Raw genomic sequence first — 19325 nt, 5'->3', positions numbered from 1 at the left:
CCCGCTTGCAGAGCGGTGAGGCTGACGCGCGGCGCGGAGGCTTGCGCCGGATATCACGAATGCCGGTCCGTCTGCATCGCAGCGCCTTGCGATCAGCCGCCGCACTGTGGCCTGTGCCACAGCTGTTGCGCCACACCTGCGGCGCTTGCCGACGCCGCAAGCGCTGAAAATCCTGCATTTTCAATCTGCCTTTCCGCCGTCTGCGCTGGCACGGCCGTTGCAATTCCCCCTGGCATCAAGAAGCAGCCACAGGAGGAAACATGCGCGCGCTCAGATTTCATGCAGCCAAGGATTTGCGGCTTGAGGACATTCCCGAGCCGAAAAAGCCGGGACCGGGACAGGTGCTCGTCCGCAACCGGTTCGTTGGCATCTGCGGCACCGATCTGCACGAATACAGCTACGGCCCGATCTTCATTCCCACCGAGCCGCATCCCTTCACCGGCGCCCATGGCCCGCAGGTTCTCGGCCATGAATTCGGCGGCGTTGTCGAAGCCGTGGGGGACGGTGTCACTTCGGTTGCTCCCGGCGACCGGGTGTCGATCCAGCCGCTCGTCATGCCGCGTTCGGGCGATTACTTCGCCGACCGCGGGCTGTTCCACCTCAGCCCGCAGCTCGCCCTTGTCGGCCTCAGCTGGGATGGTGGCGGCATGGCGGAGGCCGCTCTCGTCAACGAGTACAATGTCCAGAAAATCCCCGATGAAATGACGGATGAGGAAGCCGCGCTCGTCGAGCCCACGGCGGTTGCCGTCTATGCCTGCGACCGGGGCGGGGTGACGGCGGGCAACAGCGTGCTGGTGACGGGCGCGGGCCCCATCGGCATGCTGACGCTGCTTGCCGCCCGCGCTGCCGGTGCCACGCAGCTCTTCGTCTCCGATCTCAACGATGCAAGGCTGGAACTGGCCAAGGGGGTGCTGCCCGGCGTCATCACCATCAACCCCAAGCGCGACAAGGTGGGCGATGTGGTCCGCTCGCTGACCGAAGGGCAGGTGGGCTGTGATGTGGCCATCGAATGCGTCGGCAATGAACACGCGCTGAAGGCCTGCGCCGATGCGGTGCGCAAGCAGGGCGTTGTCGTGCAGACGGGCCTGCATCCGCATGACAACCCGCTCGACTGGTTCCAGGTCACCTTCCGTGATCTGGAGATCAAGGGCTCCTGGGCCTATCCGACCCACTACTGGCCGCGCGTCATCCGCCTGATCGCCTCCGGCCTGCTGCCGGCCACGAAGATCGTCACCAAGCGCATCACGCTCGACACGGCGGTGAAGGAAGGCTTCGACGTGCTGCTCGATCCGGCAGGCACGCAGCTCAAGATCCTGATCGACCTGTCGAAATAATGATCACCGGCCTGCGCCTGCCCGGGAGAGGAGCCTGGGCGGCGCCGGCCGGTTCGATCCCGGCGCGCCCCCGCAACGGGGGCATGCCGCCTTGCAAACCCCAAGCACTCATGGAGGAGATGACATGCTTGATACCAGCCCCGCAACGAAGATCGATACCGTCCTTGCCAAGCTCGGCCAGGCGCTGGAGAGCGGCAACATAGAAGCCGCCGTGAACCTGTTTCAGGCCGAGTGCTACTGGCGTGACCTTGTGACCTTCACCTGGAACCTGAAGACGCTGGAAGGCCACGGCGAGATCCGCAGCATGCTCACCAGCCAGCTGGCCGCCATCAAACCCTCCGGCTTCGTGCAGGACAGCAAGGAGGCCGCATCCGAGACGGGCGGTGTCACCGAAGGCTGGTTCGAATTCGAAACCGGCGCGGCGCGCGGCTATGGCCATATCCGCCTCAAGGACGGGCTGATCTGGACCCTGCTCACCACCATGAGTGAGCTGAAGGGCCATGAGGAGCCAAAGGGCTTCCGCCGCCCCATGGGCGCCGAACATGGGCATGACCGCAACCGCAAGACCTGGAAGGAAAAGCGCGAGGCAGAGACGGCCGAACTTGGCTACTCTGTGCAGCCCTATGTGGTGATCATCGGCGGCGGGCAGGGCGGCATCGCCCTTGGCGCGCGCCTGCGCCAACTGGGTGTGCCGGCCATCATCATCGAAAAGAACGAGCGGCCCGGGGACAGCTGGCGCAAGCGCTACAAGTCGCTCTGCCTGCATGATCCGGTCTGGTACGACCATCTGCCCTACATCCCGTTCCCGGAGAACTGGCCCGTCTTCACGCCCAAGGACAAGGTGGGCGACTGGCTGGAGATGTACACTAGGGTGATGGAGCTGAATTACTGGGGCTCCACCACGGCCAAGTCCGCGCACTATGACGAGAAGACCGGCGAGTGGACCGTCATCGTCGACCGCGCCGGAGCGGAAGTGGTGCTGCGGCCAAAGCAGCTGGTGCTGGCCACCGGCATGTCCGGCAAGCCCAATGTGCCGAAGTTCCCCGGACAGGACGTGTTCAAGGGCGAACAGCAGCATTCCTCGCAGCATCCGGGGCCGGATGCCTATGCCGGCAAGAAGGTGGTGGTCATCGGCTCCAACAATTCGGCGCATGACATCTGCGCCGCGTTGTGGGAAGCGGGCGCCGATGTCACCATGGTGCAGCGCTCTTCCACCCATATCGTCAAGTCGGACTCGCTGATGGAAATCGGCCTCGGCGACCTTTATTCCGAGCGTGCGGTGCAGGGCGGCATGACGACCCGCAAGGCCGATCTCATCTTCGCCTCGCTGCCGTACCGCATCATGCATGAGTTCCAGATCCCGATCTATGACAAGATCCGCGAGCAGGATGCAGACTTCTACGCGGCGCTTGAAAAGGCCGGCTTCATGCTTGATTTCGGTGATGATGGTTCCGGCCTTTTCATGAAATACCTGCGCCGCGGCTCGGGTTACTACATTGACGTGGGCGCCTGCGATCTCGTCATCGACGGCTCGATCAAGCTGAAGTCCGGCGTGGACGTGTCGCATCTGACCGAAACCGCCGTGGTGCTGAAGGATGGCACGGAGCTTCCCGCCGATCTGGTGGTCTATGCCACCGGCTACGGCTCGATGAACGGCTGGGCCGCCGATCTCATCTCGCGCGAGGTGGCGGACAAGGTCGGCAAGTGCTGGGGGCTTGGCTCGAACACCACCAAGGACCCCGGCCCCTGGGAAGGCGAGCAGCGCAACATGTGGAAGCCGGTGCAGCAGGAGGCGCTGTGGTTCCACGGCGGCAACCTGCACCAGTCCCGCCACTATTCGCAATATCTCTCGCTGCAGCTGAAAGCCCGGCACGCCGGCCTCGACACCCCGGTCTACGGGATGACCAAGCCGCATCACCTGTCCTGATCCGGACCACTCCTGAGATCCAAGGCGCCCGCACCCCGGGCGCCTTGGAATGGCAGACAGCTATTTGACGATCCCGCCCTCGCCATCCGAGTAGTTCACCGGGATCCAGCCGTAGTGCTGCCCCTCTTGCAGGACATTCCCGATCCCGGGGAACGCGATGTGTGCGCCCGCAACGAGGTATCCTTCGCTGACGGCTTCGGCGAAGGCTTTCCTGCGGGAGGCAACGGCGCCAGGCCCGTCCACATCGAACTCGATGGTCACCTCCGGCTGTTTGAACTGAACGATATCGCCATGGGTGATATCGCCCCAGAACACCAGCTTCCGGCCGCCACTTTCCACCACGATGGAGCTGTGGCCGGGCGTATGTCCGGGCCGCAGGATCGAGCGGAAGCCCGCGATGACCTCCGCATCATCTTCAAAGGCCGCCACCCGGCCTTGCTGCAGATAAGGCCGCAGGCACTCCTCCGCTTCCTGAAAAAGCTGCGAGTTCAGGCCTTCAGGCCGCGCCTCTGCGGGCGTTTCCAGCCAGAAGTCCAGCTCACGCTTTGGAACATGAAGGGTTGCATTCTCGAACACGGGTTTGCCATCGCGGACGAGCCCGCCGGTATGGTCTGTGTGGACATGGGTCAGGATGACATGATCGACCTGGGCAGCGGTGTAGCCTGAGGCCTCGAGATTGGACATCAGATGCCCGGCTTCTGCACCCAGATAGTGCCCGGTGCCCGCATCGATGAGGACGAGCCGCGCGCCATCATTGACCAGAAACGCGTTGACCGATGTGTCGGTCGGAATGTCCCGGTATGCCCTGCGGAGCAGCTCGGCTGCGTCCTGCGCCATGACATCCCGGTACATCTGCGGCAGAGGCAGCGGCAGCGTGCCGTCCAGAAGGGCCGTGATTTCCAGATCGCCAAGCGCCATCCGGTAAAAGCCGGGTGCCTGGAAATGCTGCTTTGGCGCCGCCGCGAAGGCGGAGGAGGGGAGATTGGGAAGCGCTGCGGCTGTGACCAGAACCGAAGCGCCCTTCAGGACGCCCCGTCTCGTGATGCTGTTCATGAAAAGCTCCGTCGGAACAATGACGCTGCCTGCGCCCTTCAGGGCCATGCAGCGTGTGCCGGGTGAAGCTAGGGGCTGGCAGTGCCGGGGATTAGCCGGTGAAGCTGGATCTCACTGTCAAGAATCCGGTTACAATCGCTCTTCGGCGGGCGGCGCTCCCGGGCGGCGTTCCCGGGCGGTGTTTTCCGGTGGGTCAGGGCAACTGGAGGACTTCGCCAAGATGCTCCGTCAGGTAGTCGATGAAGGCTCTCACCTTGAGAGGCTGAACCCGGCCGCCCGCTCTGACCGCATACAAGGTGGCGTCCGGGCCGGACCATTGCGGGAGGATGCGGACGACCTCGCCGGCCTCCACCGCGGCGCGCACCAGATAGGGATTTGTCAGCTGAATGCCTTGCGCCCTGACCAGAAACTCCAGCAAGGCTTCCGGGTCCGAGGCAACAACCGCCGGGTTGATCGGATAATCGGCAACATCATTCTGCGCCATCAGCGGCCAGGAATGTTCGGGCCTGCCGTAGAACAGCTGCGTCACGAGGCAGTCATGGTCCTTCAATTGCGAGGGATGATCGGGCGTGCCGCGCCGTTCCAGATAGTGCCGCGAAGCGTAAAGGCCCGTGCCGATGTCGGCGAGACGCCGGGCGGCGAGGTTGGAATCCGGCATCTGGCCGTTCCAGAGGCGGCAGGCCACGTCGATGTTCTCTTGCACGATGTTCCTGATGCCGTGGTCGAGCAGCAGCTGCAGTTTGACCTGCGGATAGGTTTCGCGAAACCCGGCCAGAAGCGGGGCGAGGGTTCTGGTGGCCAGCCAGTGCGGCGCTGTTACTCTGAGCCAGCCTGACGGCGTGCCATGCACCTGTTCGACGGCGCTTTCCGCATCGGAAATGAGGCGGACGAGGCCCCGGCACCGTTCGAAATAGATCGTCCCGGCCTCTGTCAGCCGGATGGTGCGGGTGGTGCGGTGGAAAAGCTTGACCCCCAGCCGCTGCTCCAGATCCTGCACCTTCTTGCTGACCCGTGCCTTGGATGTCCGCAGGCTTTCGGCCGCCGCCGTAAAGCTGCCCCGCTCGGCAACCTCGATGAAGGCCAGTGTGTCGCTCATGTCCCGCAGCATCTGATACTTCCTTCAAGTCTCGTGCACTGGCCGCATCTGCGGGGCCAGATCAGGCCCCCTTCAGGGTGGGAAGAGCCGCGCCCCCGGCAGCAGGCGCTCCGTTGCCGCACGCGCCGGAGGACGCTTCCTGTGGCTGGGGCATGAGCTGATCCAGCGTCACTTCGGCGAACCGGGCAAGCAGCAGGCTCTGCGCATTGTGCAGTGTGCCGGCCAGCGCTGCATTGGTGTTTCGTTCGATCATGCAGCCGGGATGGGCGCTGCGGGAGCCGATGGCGAAAAGCGCCGGCCGGCCGAGCGCCTCATAGACGGCAAGCAGCGTGATCTCGCCAAGCGGCCGGGCCAGCTGCCAGCCCCCGCCGTGGCCCTTGCCGGAGGTGACATAGCCCGCCTTGCGCAGTCCGGCCATGGTCCTGCGGAAGACGGCCGGGTTGGTGCCCATGCTCCGGGCCAGAACCTCCGAGGTCAATGGTTCTTCGACCTGTCCCATGTGCAGCAGCACATGCAGCACGTCCGAAAGCCTCGTGTCCTTGTTCATCACCTGCCTCTGCACCGGTCGTCATGCGGCTGCATGACATGTATCAGTTGTTGATACGTGAGGGAATGCCATGTTATGTATCAGTTGAAGTTGCATGAAAGGATGCTCCATGACCCGCACGCCCAATTCCTTCATGGACCCGGCCGCCGTCGCCTCCTACCTGCGCGATACGCCCCGTAAGGTGCCGGGACTGGCGGATCTTCACAAGATGACGGCGCTGCTCATTGCCGAAAAGGCTCGCCGCGCAGCAGACATTCTGGTGGTGGGGGCAGGCGGCGGGCTGGAAATCCGGGCCATGGCGCAGGCGCAGCCGGACTGGCGGTTCACGGGTGTCGATCCATCGCCCGCCATGCTGGACATCGCCCGGCAGACACTCTCTGACTGCGCGGAGCGGGCGGAACTCATTCTGGGCACCGCCGTTGACGTCCCCCAAGGCCCTTTTGATGGGGCCGTTTGCCTTCTGACGCTGCATTTCCTCAGCAGAGCCGAAAGGCTGCAGACCTTGCGGAATGTTCGCAGCCGCCTCAAGCCGGGCGGCATTTTCGTTGCGGCTCACCACACCAGCCCCGGCGGCGAAGCCGAAACCTGGCTGGCCCGTTCCGCCGCCTTTGCCGCAGGCACAACCGCGGATCCTCACAAGGCCGCCGCCTCGGCCAAAGCCATGGCGGAGCGCCTGCCGCTGCTCTCTCCGGCGGAAGAAGAAGACTGTTTCCGGGAAGCCGGCTTCAAGACCCCAGCTCTCTTCTACGCCGCCCTGTCCTTCCGCGGCTGGGCCATGAGTGCAGAAGGGGGATGAGGCGTGGTCTTGTCATGGCCGCACCCAAGGGGAGGGCTGACTGTCAGGTAATTACCGTTTCAGGACACGCAGCGCTACCGTCTAGTCCTCATTCGGAAACGGATCCCCTTTCCGCATTTGTTTCACCCTGTCCTTGATTTCAGTTGTATCGACGAATGCCGAGAAGCGTTCGGATTGTCTTGATATGATCGCAAGATGCTTGTCGATGGACGCCAGGGAATTTGCGATCCTAATTGCGTTTGAATGGGAGAGAAGTCCGCGCAGGCCAGCAAACTGGCGAATGTCGATTCTACGTCTCCGGGACAGCTTCTTGCCAGAGATATCCGAATAGCGAATGCAAACCTCGAATGGTTTGAGAGGGCCGATGTCTTTGTCCGCCGATATTCCATAGAGGACAAAACTAATCCCAAACAGAGCACGTTGCTGAGCGTCTTGAGGGATGACCGAGATGGGCATTCGATCTCGATCGTTTACCACCAAGACTTCGTGTGCCTCGAAGTCTCCTTCGTCGTGGATAAGCTCAAATGTTACGTCGAAAGCAGGCCCCCTTCCGACATTTGCCAAGACGAACTCGATCCCACCATGACCATCCGGATGAGGTGAAAGGTAGGCGACGAGTTCGGGGGAAGACCCGGCTTTGCGCAATGTACGATTTTCAAGCCATAGTACAAGTGTGAGAACTGCTATGGCCACGGTTGCGAACGCTGTTACGTAGTTAGCGTAATCCATGGGTGAATTAACCCTTTCGAAAACTCTACTCACATTATGAGGAAATGTCGAAAATGGCTAGATATATACACAGAGGCTACGAAGATTTTTAAAGTGTTTCCATCGCCAAACAGCGAGTTTCAATTGATTTCTTCAAATTGTTACCACTGCCAAAAATTCCCATTTCTGGTAGTCGCCAATAACCCTGATTGGATCAGTTCAGGCGTTTGATCTATAAAGGAAACTCGCTGGGAGGGGGCTTAAATAATTTCAATAACTTAAAAAATGTGCCACTCCCCGATCCTTGGACCGATTGCCGGCTGATTTAAGCTACTGCCTGCACCTGCTGATCGGTTTCAATGGTGTTGAAGTAAACCACGGCGGGCGGCTGTCCGCTATGGGCGGAGTGAGGCCGCTGGTGATTGTAGAAGGTGATCCAGCGCCCGACGCCAGCCTTGGCATGCGATCCGGTCTCCCAGGCGTGCAGATAGACGCATTCATACTTCAGGGATCGCCACAGGCGCTCGATGAAGATGTTGTCCTGGCAGCGCCCCTTGCCATCCATCGAGATCCGGGTGCCGGCCCGTTTCAGCCGGTCGGTCCAGGCGAAGGACGTGAACTGGCTTCGATCGTATGACTATCCGTGTTCATGATCCCGGGTGGGCCGAACTTGTGGATCGCCTCGTTCAGCGCTCCGACGCAGAAGTCGGCCTCCAGCGTGTTCGAGATGCGCCAGGCCAGCACCTTGCGCGTGAACCAGTCCATGACGGCCACCAGATAGAGAAAGCCCCGGCACATGGGCAGATAGGTGATGCCGGCGCACCAGACCTGATTAGGCCGCTCAACCCGCAGCCCGCCCAGCAGATAGGGATAGGTTTTGTGTCCCTTCGCGGGCCGGCTGGTATCGGGCTTCTGGTAGATCGGCATCAGGCGCATGAGCCGCATCAGCCGCCGGATGCGCTTCTGATTCACGGCATGGCCCTCGTTCTGCAGGTGCCAGGTCATCTGCCGAACGCCGTAGAACGGGGTTTCGAGGAACTGCTGTTGATCACCCGCATCAGGGCGAGGTTCATCGCCGTCTCGCCCTGCGGTTCGTAGGAGAACGACGAGCGCGAGATCGACAGCAGGCGGCATTGCGCGCCCACCGACAAGCCAGGATGGTTCTTCTCGATCATCCCGCGCCTCACTTTCCGGTCCAGAGCTTGAGCTTTCTGGACAGAAAATCGTTGGCGGCGGCCAGTTCCCCGATCTTCGCGTGCAATGACCGGACCGTTTCCTCGTCCACTTCAGCGGGCTTCTGCGCCCCGCGCTCGAAGATATCTGCAGCCCCGTCAAGCAGCGCCTTCTTCCATTGGTGGATCATGGCCGGATGCACGCCATACTCGGCAGCCAGCTCCGACATCGTGCGTTCGCCCTTCACGGCTTCCAACGCCACGCGGGCCTTGAATCCAGCGTCATGGTTCCTGCGCTTCTTCATGGTCTGATCTCCTCGTTCTTGGAGACCAGCAAACGTCAGATCGTAGCTTCCGTCACTGTCCGATTTTCAGGGGGGAGCTCAAAATATCCATTGATTTCCCTAAATTTTACCGCCGCGAGCGACCGTGGAAACCATCTGTGTGCCGTGGCTTTGGGCCGACGTCAACATGGCGGGATAGCGGCAATAATTTCCGCTCGGGAACGCAGAGCAGGAGGTGAGGTTAGCCTTTGCGCAGGGCAGCAAAGCTCCGTCATATCGGACGCCAAAAGCCAATTCTAGGACCTCTGGGACCCACCGCCTTGGTTGTGTTGCTGAACAGAGTCCCATTACCGCCAAGCTAAATTCACTAGGCAGACGCGATCTTTCGCAAGAGAACCATCGAGTCTGCGTCAGAACGGCAGACGTGTTTGCAACAACTGCAACAATTAAGACTTCAAGCTCCCATCAGGGTGCCAGGGCAGCTCCCGTCTGACTAACGATGACGAAAGGCGCCCAGAGTCTTGGATCCCGCTGCGCTTCATTGTCTGAATGAAGCCAGGATAGCTTGACCTCGCGGAGCGCCTGGTCTGCATCGGGCTTTTCCATACCGAGCCATGTAACGTAAAAGTCCCTCATGAATAGCGTCGTGTAAGCGTCCGAGATCGGGTGTAGAGTTGATAGTACCGCTCTGGCACCCGCGCGACGGAAAGCCTGCTCAACGGCAATGGCTCCCTCGTAATTACTGAAAACGCCAATCCCGGTTTCACAGGCAGACAGTACGACGAGTTCGGTTTTTCGCAAATCCAGTTGCTCGACTTCATAGCCAAAGACAATTCCGTCAGCCTCGCCATCGTTCTCAAGTGCATGATTGGCGCCCGAAAATGCTATAGCTACTTGCAGCGAGGGCAGCAGCGTGTCTGTCCGCTTTAACGTCATGGTAATGCCATGGGTAGCAAGATGCAGAACCCGAGGCGAACCAATTTGACGCAAGTTTGCTTCTGAAGCCTGTTCACCGATATAGGCCTTGGCCGAGGCGCCGAACTTTTCCTTCCAGGTCTCAGCAACCACGCCGACTTCGACTTGCGTGCTGGGCAAAGGCACAAATCCGCTCAGTGTTCGCGCGGAGCGAGTCGGGATAAAGGTGGAGCCTTCCGAGATGTTGGCAGCAACGATTGCTGGACTCATCCTTTTGTCGCCGATCGCATCGAAGTCCGCGCCGCCAAATACAACGAGCTCCCTTCCGCCGGAATTGGCACTTGCTTTGTTCTGACCGACGAACCTACCACTGACGACGAAGCGGTAATTGATACTGCTGTCAATAAACCGTCTGCCCTGCTGATCCATGAGCATGTCGAACGGCACAGCCCCGAGTACGCCCGCTGTTGAAATGAATAAATGATCTACGGACGAAAGTGATGGCAGAAGCTTAGCAATCAAAAGATCATAGAGCGCTGTTGTAAGCTTTCGATTGCCAGAGGTGTCTGAGAAAGTTGCGCTTAACGGCGAGACCAACTCTTGCACATCCTCGGTGGATGCAAGATCGATGAAGATCGGTTCCTTACGGTCTGCCCTCAGGACCATCGCACCGAAGCGTTGTGCACGCTCGGCTTGCCAAGTGTCGCTTGCCGCATTTGGAGAATAAATAAAATACTCGATGAGCGCAGTGCGATCCGACATTCGCCCTGCTATGTCGGTAGGCGACACATAGGGATCATCCATGCTCGCGGCTGATAGCGGTGCGAGAGTTTCGAGGGCAGCCTTCGCAGACGACAGCTCGTTTTGAAGCTGACGCAGCCGGACGAGAAGCGTCATATCCCCTGCCACAACCCGTTTCGAAACAAGAATGAAATCGTCGCGCGATTTGATATAGGTCCGAAAGGCGTCAGAGTAGCTTTGATCGAAGCTGATTGAGGATACGACCCGCCGCAATCCTGCGTCAACATTGCCGATACGCGCCTTGTAATTCAGAACAAATTCGGCTGCGAGTTCGGCAAACTCGGGATCCAATTGTCGCATCGCGCCCGCGATCGCGATATTGCCGGCCTCGATAACCGCGGAGCCGCCTGCGCCCGTCATTCCGGCATCCGCGTCACCGCTTTCATAGAGGCTCAGGTTGCGGACGTTGGCGGCTAGCAACCTTAAGGCACCTGCTCGCTCATCTCTAAGAAGTGAGATCACGGCCAATGTATTGGCAATCGAGGCGGTCTGCGCATGATCGGAACCAAGGCGCGAGCGTGCCTCAGCTAAGCAGGTCTCAAGCAGCGTGCGAGCTTTCTCTTGATCGCCATCGTGCAGAAGTATCTTAGCGTAGCGAATCTTTGTCTCGAAGTCGTTGATGTCGTTCGCCTCATCGACATCAAGCGCAAGCTGCGCGTAACGTCTGGCTTCGGTCATATCATTGCGGAAGAAGGCGAGTGTCGCGAGATTTCCGTAAACAGTGGCGATTTCCTTCGGCGAGGTGCTGGAATCGCGCTTCGCCTCGACGATCTTCTTGAGGGTAGCCACCGCCATATCAGTTTCCCCAATCGCTTGGTAAAGATTGGCCCAATGTTGGCGCGCTCCTGTACGCAGCGATATGTCGATATCGTTCGCATTGAGCTGATCGAGCTCGCGATCTCCTATCTCTAGATATTTCTTCGCCTCATCATAGTGGCCGACAGTTGTGTACAGGCTGGCAAGTCCCTGTAGTGCACTTTGCTTCCAGACGTCGATCTGCCGTCCGCGATCGTAAACTGCAATCACATCGAGATATATTCGTTCAGCCTCGCCAAGGCGGTTGATTTGCTGATTGGCCGAAGCGAGGTTGATCATACTGATCAGTGTCCCCGTGTCGTCGGGGCCAGCACGCTTGAGGCGTTTCTGCAAGACATCTGCAGCCACTTCCGCAGCCTTAGAAACTTGGCCGCTTTTCTCGAGCGCGAAACCAAGATCACTCTGGCTCTTATAAGTCCGTTCGTCGTCCGGGCCGTACAATCTACCTGTTTCCGCGACAAGATGATGAAATCCGTTGATTGCTTCGTCGTGGCGGCCCGCGCGCAAAAGGCACAGTGATAGATTGTTTTGCAATGCTAAATCGTCAGGCTGAGGGGGATCCGCAGACAGTTCACGGATAGAGATTACTCTTTGTACATCCTTAACGCAGGCCTCGCCGTTGCCGATTGTGTATTCGACTATGCTCCGCTCGACCAGCGCACCCGTCAAGTTTGGCGAATTGGCCCCCCAGAGCTTAGCGCCCGTGTCGATTATTTTGTTGAGATAGTCGAGCCTGCCCGGATCGATTGCGTCGGACGTGCGTATTTGCAGTATCATCGCAAGCGCTTGAACCTTGATGTTGTCGGCGGCATCCGCCTCGAAGGCGACGGTGATCAGTGCAGAGAGGATTGCCTTCGCCTCGACCGCCTTGCCCTGCGCGATGAGGGCTGCTGCAAGGTTAAGATGTGCAAATTGATAATCGTCGCTTTTGACGTCCGCGCTTCTGGCTGCGGAAACCGCTTTTCTGGCAGCAATTTCGGCAGCCTTGTAGTCATGGGAGAAGATGAGCTGGAGAACCTCGTCGTTTAGTCGCTGAACGCCTTTTGTGTCGGCCGCTGAAGCGCCAATCGTGCTCAGCGCGAGAGCCGACGCGCACAAGATGGTCTTAACAACGCCAACGGACTTTTTCCTTATCGGACGCATTCAGTGATCGATTTCAGCGGAGGGACACAATCGGCGCCACCAATCGAGCAAGACATCAGCGCCTCCTGCCGCGTAGCACCCTGGAAGATCTGGACGCCGGATTGCGACGCACCGGCAACAAGTGTCACGCAACCTTCATCGTACTGTACCAGAGGCGCACAATTCTGGTATTTGGCGATACAGAGTTCTCTTGCCTTGTCGAGAGCGTCCTGCGAGTTTTTGCCATGGGCGAAGACAAAAAAGATCTTCCCCGTCTCGTCTTGGCCAGCTCCGATCCCGACCCCGTCAGCAAATGCGAATGTTTGGCCCAATAGCAACAATACTGCTGCGGTAGCGCTACGTTTCATTCAATTCTCCTGAGTGCGTGTGAGCCGCGAATGATATTTCCATATTGCGAGCAGATCATCATTGACTACACCCTTGAGACTGGCATAGATGAAAATCTGAATGAAAGCAGTGCAGATCTCAAGGGCTAAATATTTTTGGTATAGGCAATGCTCAAACTGATGCTCACATCCGCGGTGATTGCCGCCTTGTTGTCGGATCACGCAAGCGCGAACTGCGATTATTGCACCAACAAGGTGGTTCTGACCCGTGATCTCGCTGACTGTCTTGCCGAGAAGATCGATGGCGAAATTAGCAATCTGGAGAGGACGAAGGCATCCGCTGTCCTGGTAAGCCTCTTGGATTGTTCCGGCGCTTCAGTTGCAACGATGCGCGGCGGGCAATCCATTCCTGACGGGGCGGTGAAGCCAGCAGAACCAACGCTGTCACTACTTCTTGATCAGCCGAGACTTGTCTGCTTGCGATCGCTGGTCAACGCTCAAGATGTCAACTGGACGCCTGTCGCGATTTTCGTCCTTCGAGATCAATGCCGGTAGGCTTGCGACCATGCTCAACCTTATCAATTTTGTTCAAAGTCTCGGCGATGCTGCCACCAAATCGGCGGAAGCCCAAGTGGGTGGATCGCAGTCGGGCCGTTTGGACAAGACTGCTAAGATCGTCTCTATCATCGCCAATATTGCTGTGATCATCGTCGCCATCCTAGCTTACCAGCAATATGTTAATTCGAATGAAGACTTAAAGCGCGGACGGTCACTTGCATTCGTTCAAGAATGGACAGAGAAGGGTCTGTCAAGCGCCTACGATGATCTGTCGTTATTCGTCGAAGAACGGCGAATCGCAGGCGAAACCCTGCCCGCTGATCTCTCGCCGGAGGCTATTACCCTAGCAAAATTTAACCTCGGCCAGAAATGGACAGAGGAAATCGTCACCGGTGACGACATGAAGAGCAAGTCGTTAGAAAGGGGCCTAAAGACCATTGTGCAGTTCTTTTCAAGGATGTCGACCTGCGAGAGTTCCGGCCTCTGTGACAGTGATGTGCTTGTCAAGTACTTCGACAGCGAGTTGTTGACATTTTGGAGTTATTTCCGGGCGTATGCCGCATTGCGGCAGGTGAATGGCTACAGTGGCTACGGAGACAAGGTAGATTCACTTGTCGCAGCGTTCTGTGAGCATAAGAAGACTTCAACCGCAGCATTCTAGATCGCACCCTCCCCAAAAAAAGAACTTATGGTGGAGCGATGCGTATCGCGAAGTATCTCTACGGGCATATTGGCGTAAACGGCTTTGATGCTTGGCGTGCACTCAGTGACAAATGACCGTGTTTGAGATTGGCTGGAGACGCCAGCGGGGGGGGGACTCCCCACCATTTAGCAAGTGGCTTTCGTGGCGTGATTTGCGTTGAAGGCCGTTCCTGTTGTGAGCATGGCGCATGCGACGGCGAGGAGACGGTCTGCGACGGAACGGAGTGCGCGCGCGTGATTGTGACCTCGTTTTCTGAGGGCGGTGTACTTGCCGCGGCTGACCGGGTCGTGCTGGGTGGCGACGCGTGCCCAGTGGTAGACGGCGTTTCGCAACCGGCCATCGGCGGCCTGGCGCATGACGACGATGCGGCTCTTGCCGGAGCGCCGGGTGACGGGTGCGACGCCGGACAGGCATCGCAGAGCGTGATAATCTCTTCGCCGCAGGGCTTCGTAAGCTTCTGCGAGCAGCGTGGCGATGACGATCCTTCCGACGCCCGGCAAGGTTCGCAGGATCGTCACGTCATGCTGCTCAGGGATTTGCCCCGGCCCGGTCTCCCGGCCGTCCCCCTCTCCGGCCCCGTCCCCGTCCCTGGCGAGGCGGGCGGTCAACCGGTCGAGGCGGTCATCGGCGCTTGCGATCTCGCGATTGACGAGCTGGAGCCGCTTGGCGACGGATGCCAGATGGTCCACCGCAGCACTCTGCGTTCCGGGCGCGACAGTCAGCGCGGGTGCACGCAGCCGGCCGAGGGCTTCGGCCGCGGAGATGCGGCGGATGCGATGCTTCTTCAAGAGCCGCTCGACGGTGAGCTCGCGGACGCGGGCAGCCTTGCCGGGTGTTGGAACGAGCGCCCAGAGCTCCAGGAACCAGGGCGCAGCGGCGTCATCGGTCAATTCCAGCATCTGCGGATAGTAACGCCAGAGAAGCTCGCGGACGCGGTTGCCGAGCCGGTTGCGGTCATGCCGCAGGTCCTCGGCGATGCGCGACCACTCGCGCAATTCCACGACGGCCGGGTCGAGTGGCTCCAGGCGCCGGAGGCAGCGCGGATCGGTCCTGAGCGCACTCGCCAGCACCTCCGCGTCCCGGCTGTCGTCCTTGGCGCCAGCGGGCGAGAAGCGGTCGCGGAAGCGGTCGAGCTGCCTGGGGTTGATGGCGTGGACGGGAAAGCCACGCTCCATCAGCCCCTCGACGACGGGACCATGCGGCACCTCGATGGCCACGGGGACCTTCGCTGGCGCCGCTCCCGTGTGCCTGCCGATCCAGGCCGTCATCTCCGCCATGCCTTCCCCGCCATGAGGAAAGCCACGCTCGGCAATCTTGCGGCCGCGGGCATCGATGAGAACAACGTGGTGCGTCTGCGATGCCCAGTCGACGCCCACGAACCAGTCCGGCCGATCCTCGTCCATGACGATCTCCTCAAGTCATCCTCGAGCCGCCGCGATGCCTGCCGATCCCTGTACTGGCGCTCGATGGCGCGGACTCCCCACAAGGCATCCACCACGGCCTCCTGCCGGGGCACAGGTCCCTGAACCGTACCGGGTTTGCCTGAGACCCCAACTCGTGAGAAGTAGGGTCTATGACAAGCAAAACGACGAACAAATTCTCTCCTGAAGTCCGTGCCCGCGCGGTTCGAATGGTGACGAGCATGAAGCCGAACATTCATCCCGTTGGGCTGCAGTATCTTCCATAGCCGCCAAGATCGGCTGCTCGGCGCATACGCTGCATGAATGGGTGAAGAAGGCCGAAGTCGACAGCGGCAAGCGTGCAGGTTTGCCGAGTGACGTGGCGGAGAAGATGAAGGCTCTGGAGCGGGAGAACCGCGAGCTTCGTCAGGCCAATGAGATTTTGCGGAAGGCTTCTGCATATTTTGCGATGGCGGAGCTCGACCGCCCACTGAAGCGATGATTTCCTTCATCGACGAACACCGTTTGGTGCTCGGGGTCGAGCCGATCTGCAGACTGCTGCCGATTGCCCCGTCCACCTATTATGAAGTTGTTGCCAAGCGCACGGACGTGGACCGCCTGTCGGCACGCGCCCGGCGCGATATCGCTATGAAGGTTGAGGTACGCCGGGTGTTCAACGAGAACTTCCAGGTCTATGGCGTGCGGAAAGTCTGGCAGCAGTTGCAGCGAGAAGGTTACGACATCGCTCGCTGCACCGTCGCTCGGCTTATGAGAATGATGGGGCTTCAAGGCGTCATTCGCGGCAAACCAATCCGCACGACGATCAGCGACAAGACCGCGCCGTGCCCGCTCGACCGGGTGAACCGGCACTTCTTCGCGCCCGCACCGAACATGCTGTGGCTTTCAGATTTCACCTATGTGGCGACCTGGCAGGGCTTCGTTTACGTCGCGTTCGTGATCGATGCCTTTGCTCGCCGTATCGTCGGTTGGCGAGCAAGCCGGACGGCGCATGCGGGTTTCGTTCTCGATGCCCTCGACCAGGCGCTTCATGATCGGCGGTCCGTTCATCGCGGCGGGCTGGTTCATCATTCCGACCGCGGCTCGCAATAGGTATCCATTCGCTATTCCGAACGACTGGCGGAGGCGGGCATAGAGCCCTCTGTCGGAAGCGTTGGCGACAGTTACGACAACGCTCTCGCTGAAACGATCAACGGTCTTTACAAAGCCGAAGTCATCCATCGACGGGGACCGTGGCGCAACTTCGAAGCCGTGGAGTCCGCCACGCTCGAATGGGTCGATTGGTTCAACAACCGCCGCCTTCTGGAGCCCATCGGAAACATTCCGCCCGCCGAGGCAGAAGAACGATACTACACCATGCTGGATGCGCCAGCCATGGCCGCATAACTTAATCCAAACGTTCTCCGGTAAATCCGGCGCGGTTCAAGAATCTGTGCGCTAAAGTGATCCAGGGCTTGATCTGCGGAGCCCTCAGTGGCACCAGAGGTATGGCAAGAGGACCGCTTCATGCCTCTGAAATCTCAGTAATTTCGGAAAAACCTCGATGGGCATTTTCAAAAGCATCAAGGACAACTACAAGAAGAGCGAAGCAGCTGTCGTGGTCCAAAACCTTCTAGAAGAAGCTTCACGAGCTTTTATGTTTGAAGGCGATGCAGCGAAGACGGCCAACACGCTGGTGGCTCAAGCCTGGGAGGAATTTGCTGTACTTCTCGATGGAAGGAACGGCTTTCGTCCTTACAAAATGTCTATCGCGGCGATCTCACTCGCGAGAGGTATCAGCTTGCACGACGCTGACAAGATGCTCTCCAACTCACATGCCTTTGCATTCTGTCTCGGCAAAATTCTTTCTGAGGTGGACCAGAATGGTGGACGGTACCCTTTGACCGCGTTGGATATGGCGTTGTTGGAGAAAGCTTCAGATCGATTTGCCGAATTTGCGGAATCGACAATGAAGTCGGAGGCTGGACTTGAGGTCGCTGAGCTTCTTGATGAGCAGGTACTGACTTGGGACGAATGGTTCAAAACGTATAAGGCGGAGGTCGCGAAGGCTATACCGTCGTTTCAGACTGAGGATGGGCTATCTGTTATCGACTTACTGGATGTGGAGCCGCTGCAGCGCGCCCATCGTGATCGAGTCAATCCACGGCGACTTGCACGCACGCACGTGGAAGAGCAATACTCCGAACCCGGTTTCATTTTTCGTGTCTTGGCTGGCAAGCCATCGACTTAGGGGACGCGCAACAATGCGTTCATTCCATGAGTTTCAGGCTTGCCAACAAACTGACCACCTGAATGCGCGAACACTCTATTTCCAGTCTAACGCGTTGGTCGTCGTAAAGTAACTCAAGAATATACGGCGAGTGGAGTTCGTCCGCCGCAAAGTCCAACATGCTCCTCAAAACAGCTGAGGACTCAGTTTCAGGCTTCCACCTTCCGCCTTCTTGAAGTGCTCCCCGTCTTTGGATCGCCCCGGGCGGGAACTTCCGGGGTTTCTGGCTCAGGGGGCGGAAGCCGCTGATGAGCCTTTCAAGAGCGATATCGGCGACTTGTTGCCGATCGCGCTGTGCGGGCGGACTGTGTTGTAGTCCTTACGCCATTCCTCCATCTTCGACCGGGCATCGTCAAGCGTCAGGAACCAGTGGGCGTTGAGGCATTCGCTGCGGAACTTGCCATTGAACGACTCGATGAACGCGTTGTAGGTCGGCTTGCCGGGCCGGGAGAAGTCCAGTTCGACGCCACGCTGATAGGCCCACAGGTCAAGGTCTCGGGAGATGAACCCGGATCCTTGGTCAACCCGGATTGTCCTCGGGTAGCCGATGCGCCGGCAGGCGCGATCCAACGTCCCCACGACATCCTCGCCGCGATAGCTGAACCGTGGATAGACCACCGGCGAGAAGCGCGAGAAGGTGTCAACGACGGTCAGCACACGAATCTTGCGGCCGGTCGCCAATTGGTCGTGAACGAAGTCCATGGCCCATACATCATTGGAATGCATGGCCTCAGTCCGGTCTTCGCTCAGCTTCGCTTTCACCCGCCGCTTTGGCGTCTTATTGCGTATCTGCAAGCCCAACTCCTTGTAGAGGCGATAGATTCGCTTGGCGTTCACGGGCCATCCCTCCCGGCGCAGCAGCACATGGACGCGCCGATAGCCGTAGCGCACCCGCGTCGCAGCGATCTCCTTGATCCTGGCTTTCAAGGCAGCCTGGTCGCCGCGCTTCGACTTGTAGTGATAGAGTGAAGGATCGCTCCGCAGGCAGGCGCAAGCCCGCCTGATCGACACTTTCCAGTCCTGACGGACCTCATCGACAAGACGACGGCGGCGAACAGGCTTCAGAGCTTTTTTGAAAGCACGTCCTGCAGCATGGCCTTGTCGAGTGTCAGGTCTGCGACGATCTTCTTGAGCCGGTTGTTCTCGTCCTCGAGCTGGCGCATCCGCTTGACCTCCGAGGGCGTCATCCCGCCGTAGCGCTTGCGCCAGTTGTAGAACGTCGCATCGCTGATACCGGCCTTTCGGCAAACCTCTGCGACTGGCGTTCCCTCATCGGCCTGGCGCAGGATGAACGCGATCTGCGCCTCCGAGAATTTCGACTTCTTCATGGAACTCTCCTTCTCCCGTCAACGGGATCATAATTGGAAAATTCCAGCTCAGAACGCTTCGAAAATCGGGAAGCACGTCAACGGGATCGAATGCAAAACTGGATAAAATCTGCGGGCAAGGTCAGACGGCA

14 protein-coding genes, 2 pseudogenes and 1 other annotated feature are annotated in these 19325 nt (G+C 59.2%); of the genes and pseudogenes, 7 read left to right on the top strand and 9 right to left on the bottom strand.

Annotated elements, in window-relative coordinates; genetic code table 11:
- The first annotated feature begins 260 nt into the window (after nt 1-260).
- Together ACVNHC_RS05525 and ACVNHC_RS05520 are read left to right on the top strand one after the other, a co-directional pair.
- A complete protein-coding gene (locus tag ACVNHC_RS05525; protein ID WP_123194146.1) occupies nt 261-1334 on the top strand; it encodes a 2,3-butanediol dehydrogenase in 1074 nt (357 codons plus the stop codon).
- A gap of 124 nt (nt 1335-1458) precedes the next feature.
- Nucleotides 1459-3261 (top strand): NAD(P)/FAD-dependent oxidoreductase, encoded by a 1803-nt coding sequence (locus tag ACVNHC_RS05520; protein WP_457166660.1) that lies wholly within the window; start codon nt 1459-1461, stop codon nt 3259-3261.
- 60 nt (nt 3262-3321) lie between these two features.
- Here ACVNHC_RS05520 and ACVNHC_RS05515 read toward each other — a convergent pair whose 3' ends face one another.
- From ACVNHC_RS05515 to ACVNHC_RS05505, 3 genes are all read right to left on the bottom strand, one after another.
- On the bottom strand, nt 3322-4314 hold the full coding sequence (locus ACVNHC_RS05515) for an MBL fold metallo-hydrolase (RefSeq protein WP_457166659.1): 993 nt from the start codon (nt 4312-4314) through the stop codon (nt 3322-3324).
- A 193-nt stretch (nt 4315-4507) separates the two neighbouring features.
- Nucleotides 4508-5422 (bottom strand): LysR substrate-binding domain-containing protein, encoded by a 915-nt coding sequence (locus ACVNHC_RS05510; protein ID WP_457166658.1) that lies wholly within the window; start codon nt 5420-5422, stop codon nt 4508-4510.
- 49 nt (nt 5423-5471) lie between these two features.
- Nucleotides 5472-5957, bottom strand: coding sequence for an Rrf2 family transcriptional regulator (locus tag ACVNHC_RS05505; protein WP_050471691.1), 486 nt, complete (start codon nt 5955-5957; stop codon nt 5472-5474).
- A 109-nt stretch (nt 5958-6066) separates the two neighbouring features.
- On the opposite strand from ACVNHC_RS05505, the gene ACVNHC_RS05500 reads away from it, so the two are divergent.
- Entirely contained in the window at nt 6067-6753 is a 687-nt protein-coding gene (locus ACVNHC_RS05500; protein ID WP_457166657.1) for a class I SAM-dependent methyltransferase, read from the top strand.
- A gap of 81 nt (nt 6754-6834) precedes the next feature.
- On the opposite strand, the gene ACVNHC_RS05495 is transcribed toward ACVNHC_RS05500, so the two are convergent.
- From ACVNHC_RS05495 to ACVNHC_RS05480, 4 genes and pseudogenes are all read right to left on the bottom strand, one after another.
- The gene (locus ACVNHC_RS05495) at nt 6835-7482 is read right to left on the bottom strand and encodes a hypothetical protein (RefSeq protein ID WP_457166656.1); all 648 of its coding nucleotides are present in this window, start codon (nt 7480-7482) and stop codon (nt 6835-6837) included.
- A gap of 304 nt (nt 7483-7786) precedes the next feature.
- Nucleotides 7787-8938, bottom strand: a pseudogene (locus ACVNHC_RS05490) (IS3 family transposase).
- 444 nt (nt 8939-9382) lie between these two features.
- Nucleotides 9383-12592 (bottom strand): CHAT domain-containing protein, encoded by a 3210-nt coding sequence (locus tag ACVNHC_RS05485; RefSeq protein ID WP_457166655.1) that lies wholly within the window; start codon nt 12590-12592, stop codon nt 9383-9385.
- Nucleotides 12580-12939 (bottom strand): hypothetical protein, encoded by a 360-nt coding sequence (locus tag ACVNHC_RS05480; protein WP_457166654.1) that lies wholly within the window; start codon nt 12937-12939, stop codon nt 12580-12582. The genes ACVNHC_RS05485 and ACVNHC_RS05480 overlap by 13 nt, the downstream gene beginning before the upstream one ends.
- A gap of 147 nt (nt 12940-13086) precedes the next feature.
- Between ACVNHC_RS05480 and ACVNHC_RS05475 the strand changes: the two genes are divergently transcribed.
- Together ACVNHC_RS05475 and ACVNHC_RS05470 are read left to right on the top strand one after the other, a co-directional pair.
- Entirely contained in the window at nt 13087-13473 is a 387-nt protein-coding gene (locus tag ACVNHC_RS05475; RefSeq protein WP_457166653.1) for a hypothetical protein, read from the top strand.
- 10 nt (nt 13474-13483) lie between these two features.
- Nucleotides 13484-14137: a hypothetical protein gene (locus ACVNHC_RS05470; protein ID WP_457166652.1), complete on the top strand. Its 654-nt coding sequence runs from the start codon at nt 13484-13486 to the stop codon at nt 14135-14137.
- Between the two features lie 167 nt (nt 14138-14304).
- On the opposite strand, the gene ACVNHC_RS05465 is transcribed toward ACVNHC_RS05470, so the two are convergent.
- Nucleotides 14305-15582, bottom strand: a complete 1278-nt coding sequence (locus tag ACVNHC_RS05465) for an IS110 family RNA-guided transposase (protein WP_457166651.1) — start codon at nt 15580-15582, stop codon at nt 14305-14307.
- A gap of 170 nt (nt 15583-15752) precedes the next feature.
- Here ACVNHC_RS05465 and ACVNHC_RS05460 point away from each other — a divergent pair.
- Together ACVNHC_RS05460 and ACVNHC_RS05455 are read left to right on the top strand one after the other, a co-directional pair.
- Nucleotides 15753-16983: pseudogene (locus ACVNHC_RS05460) on the top strand (IS3 family transposase).
- Nucleotides 16036-16152, top strand: a sequence feature (AL1L pseudoknot). It overlaps the preceding pseudogene by 117 nt.
- Before the next feature lie 157 nt (nt 16984-17140).
- Nucleotides 17141-17827 carry a hypothetical protein gene (locus ACVNHC_RS05455; RefSeq protein ID WP_457166650.1) on the top strand — a complete coding sequence of 229 codons (687 nt, stop codon included), beginning with the start codon at nt 17141-17143 and terminating at the stop codon, nt 17825-17827.
- Between the two features lie 267 nt (nt 17828-18094).
- On the opposite strand, the gene ACVNHC_RS05450 is transcribed toward ACVNHC_RS05455, so the two are convergent.
- Nucleotides 18095-19194 (bottom strand): IS3 family transposase gene (locus ACVNHC_RS05450; RefSeq protein ID WP_457166649.1). Its coding sequence is split into 2 segments (ribosomal slippage): nt 18095-18942 and nt 18942-19194, totalling 1101 coding nucleotides; the frame shifts between segments, so codons are not numbered across the junction.
- Between the last annotated feature and the right edge of the window lie 131 nt (nt 19195-19325).

Source organism: Pannonibacter sp. Q-1 (genome assembly GCF_054073275.1).
Note: the sequence above shows the minus strand (reverse complement) of the source record. Positions and strands in the feature narration are given on the sequence as shown.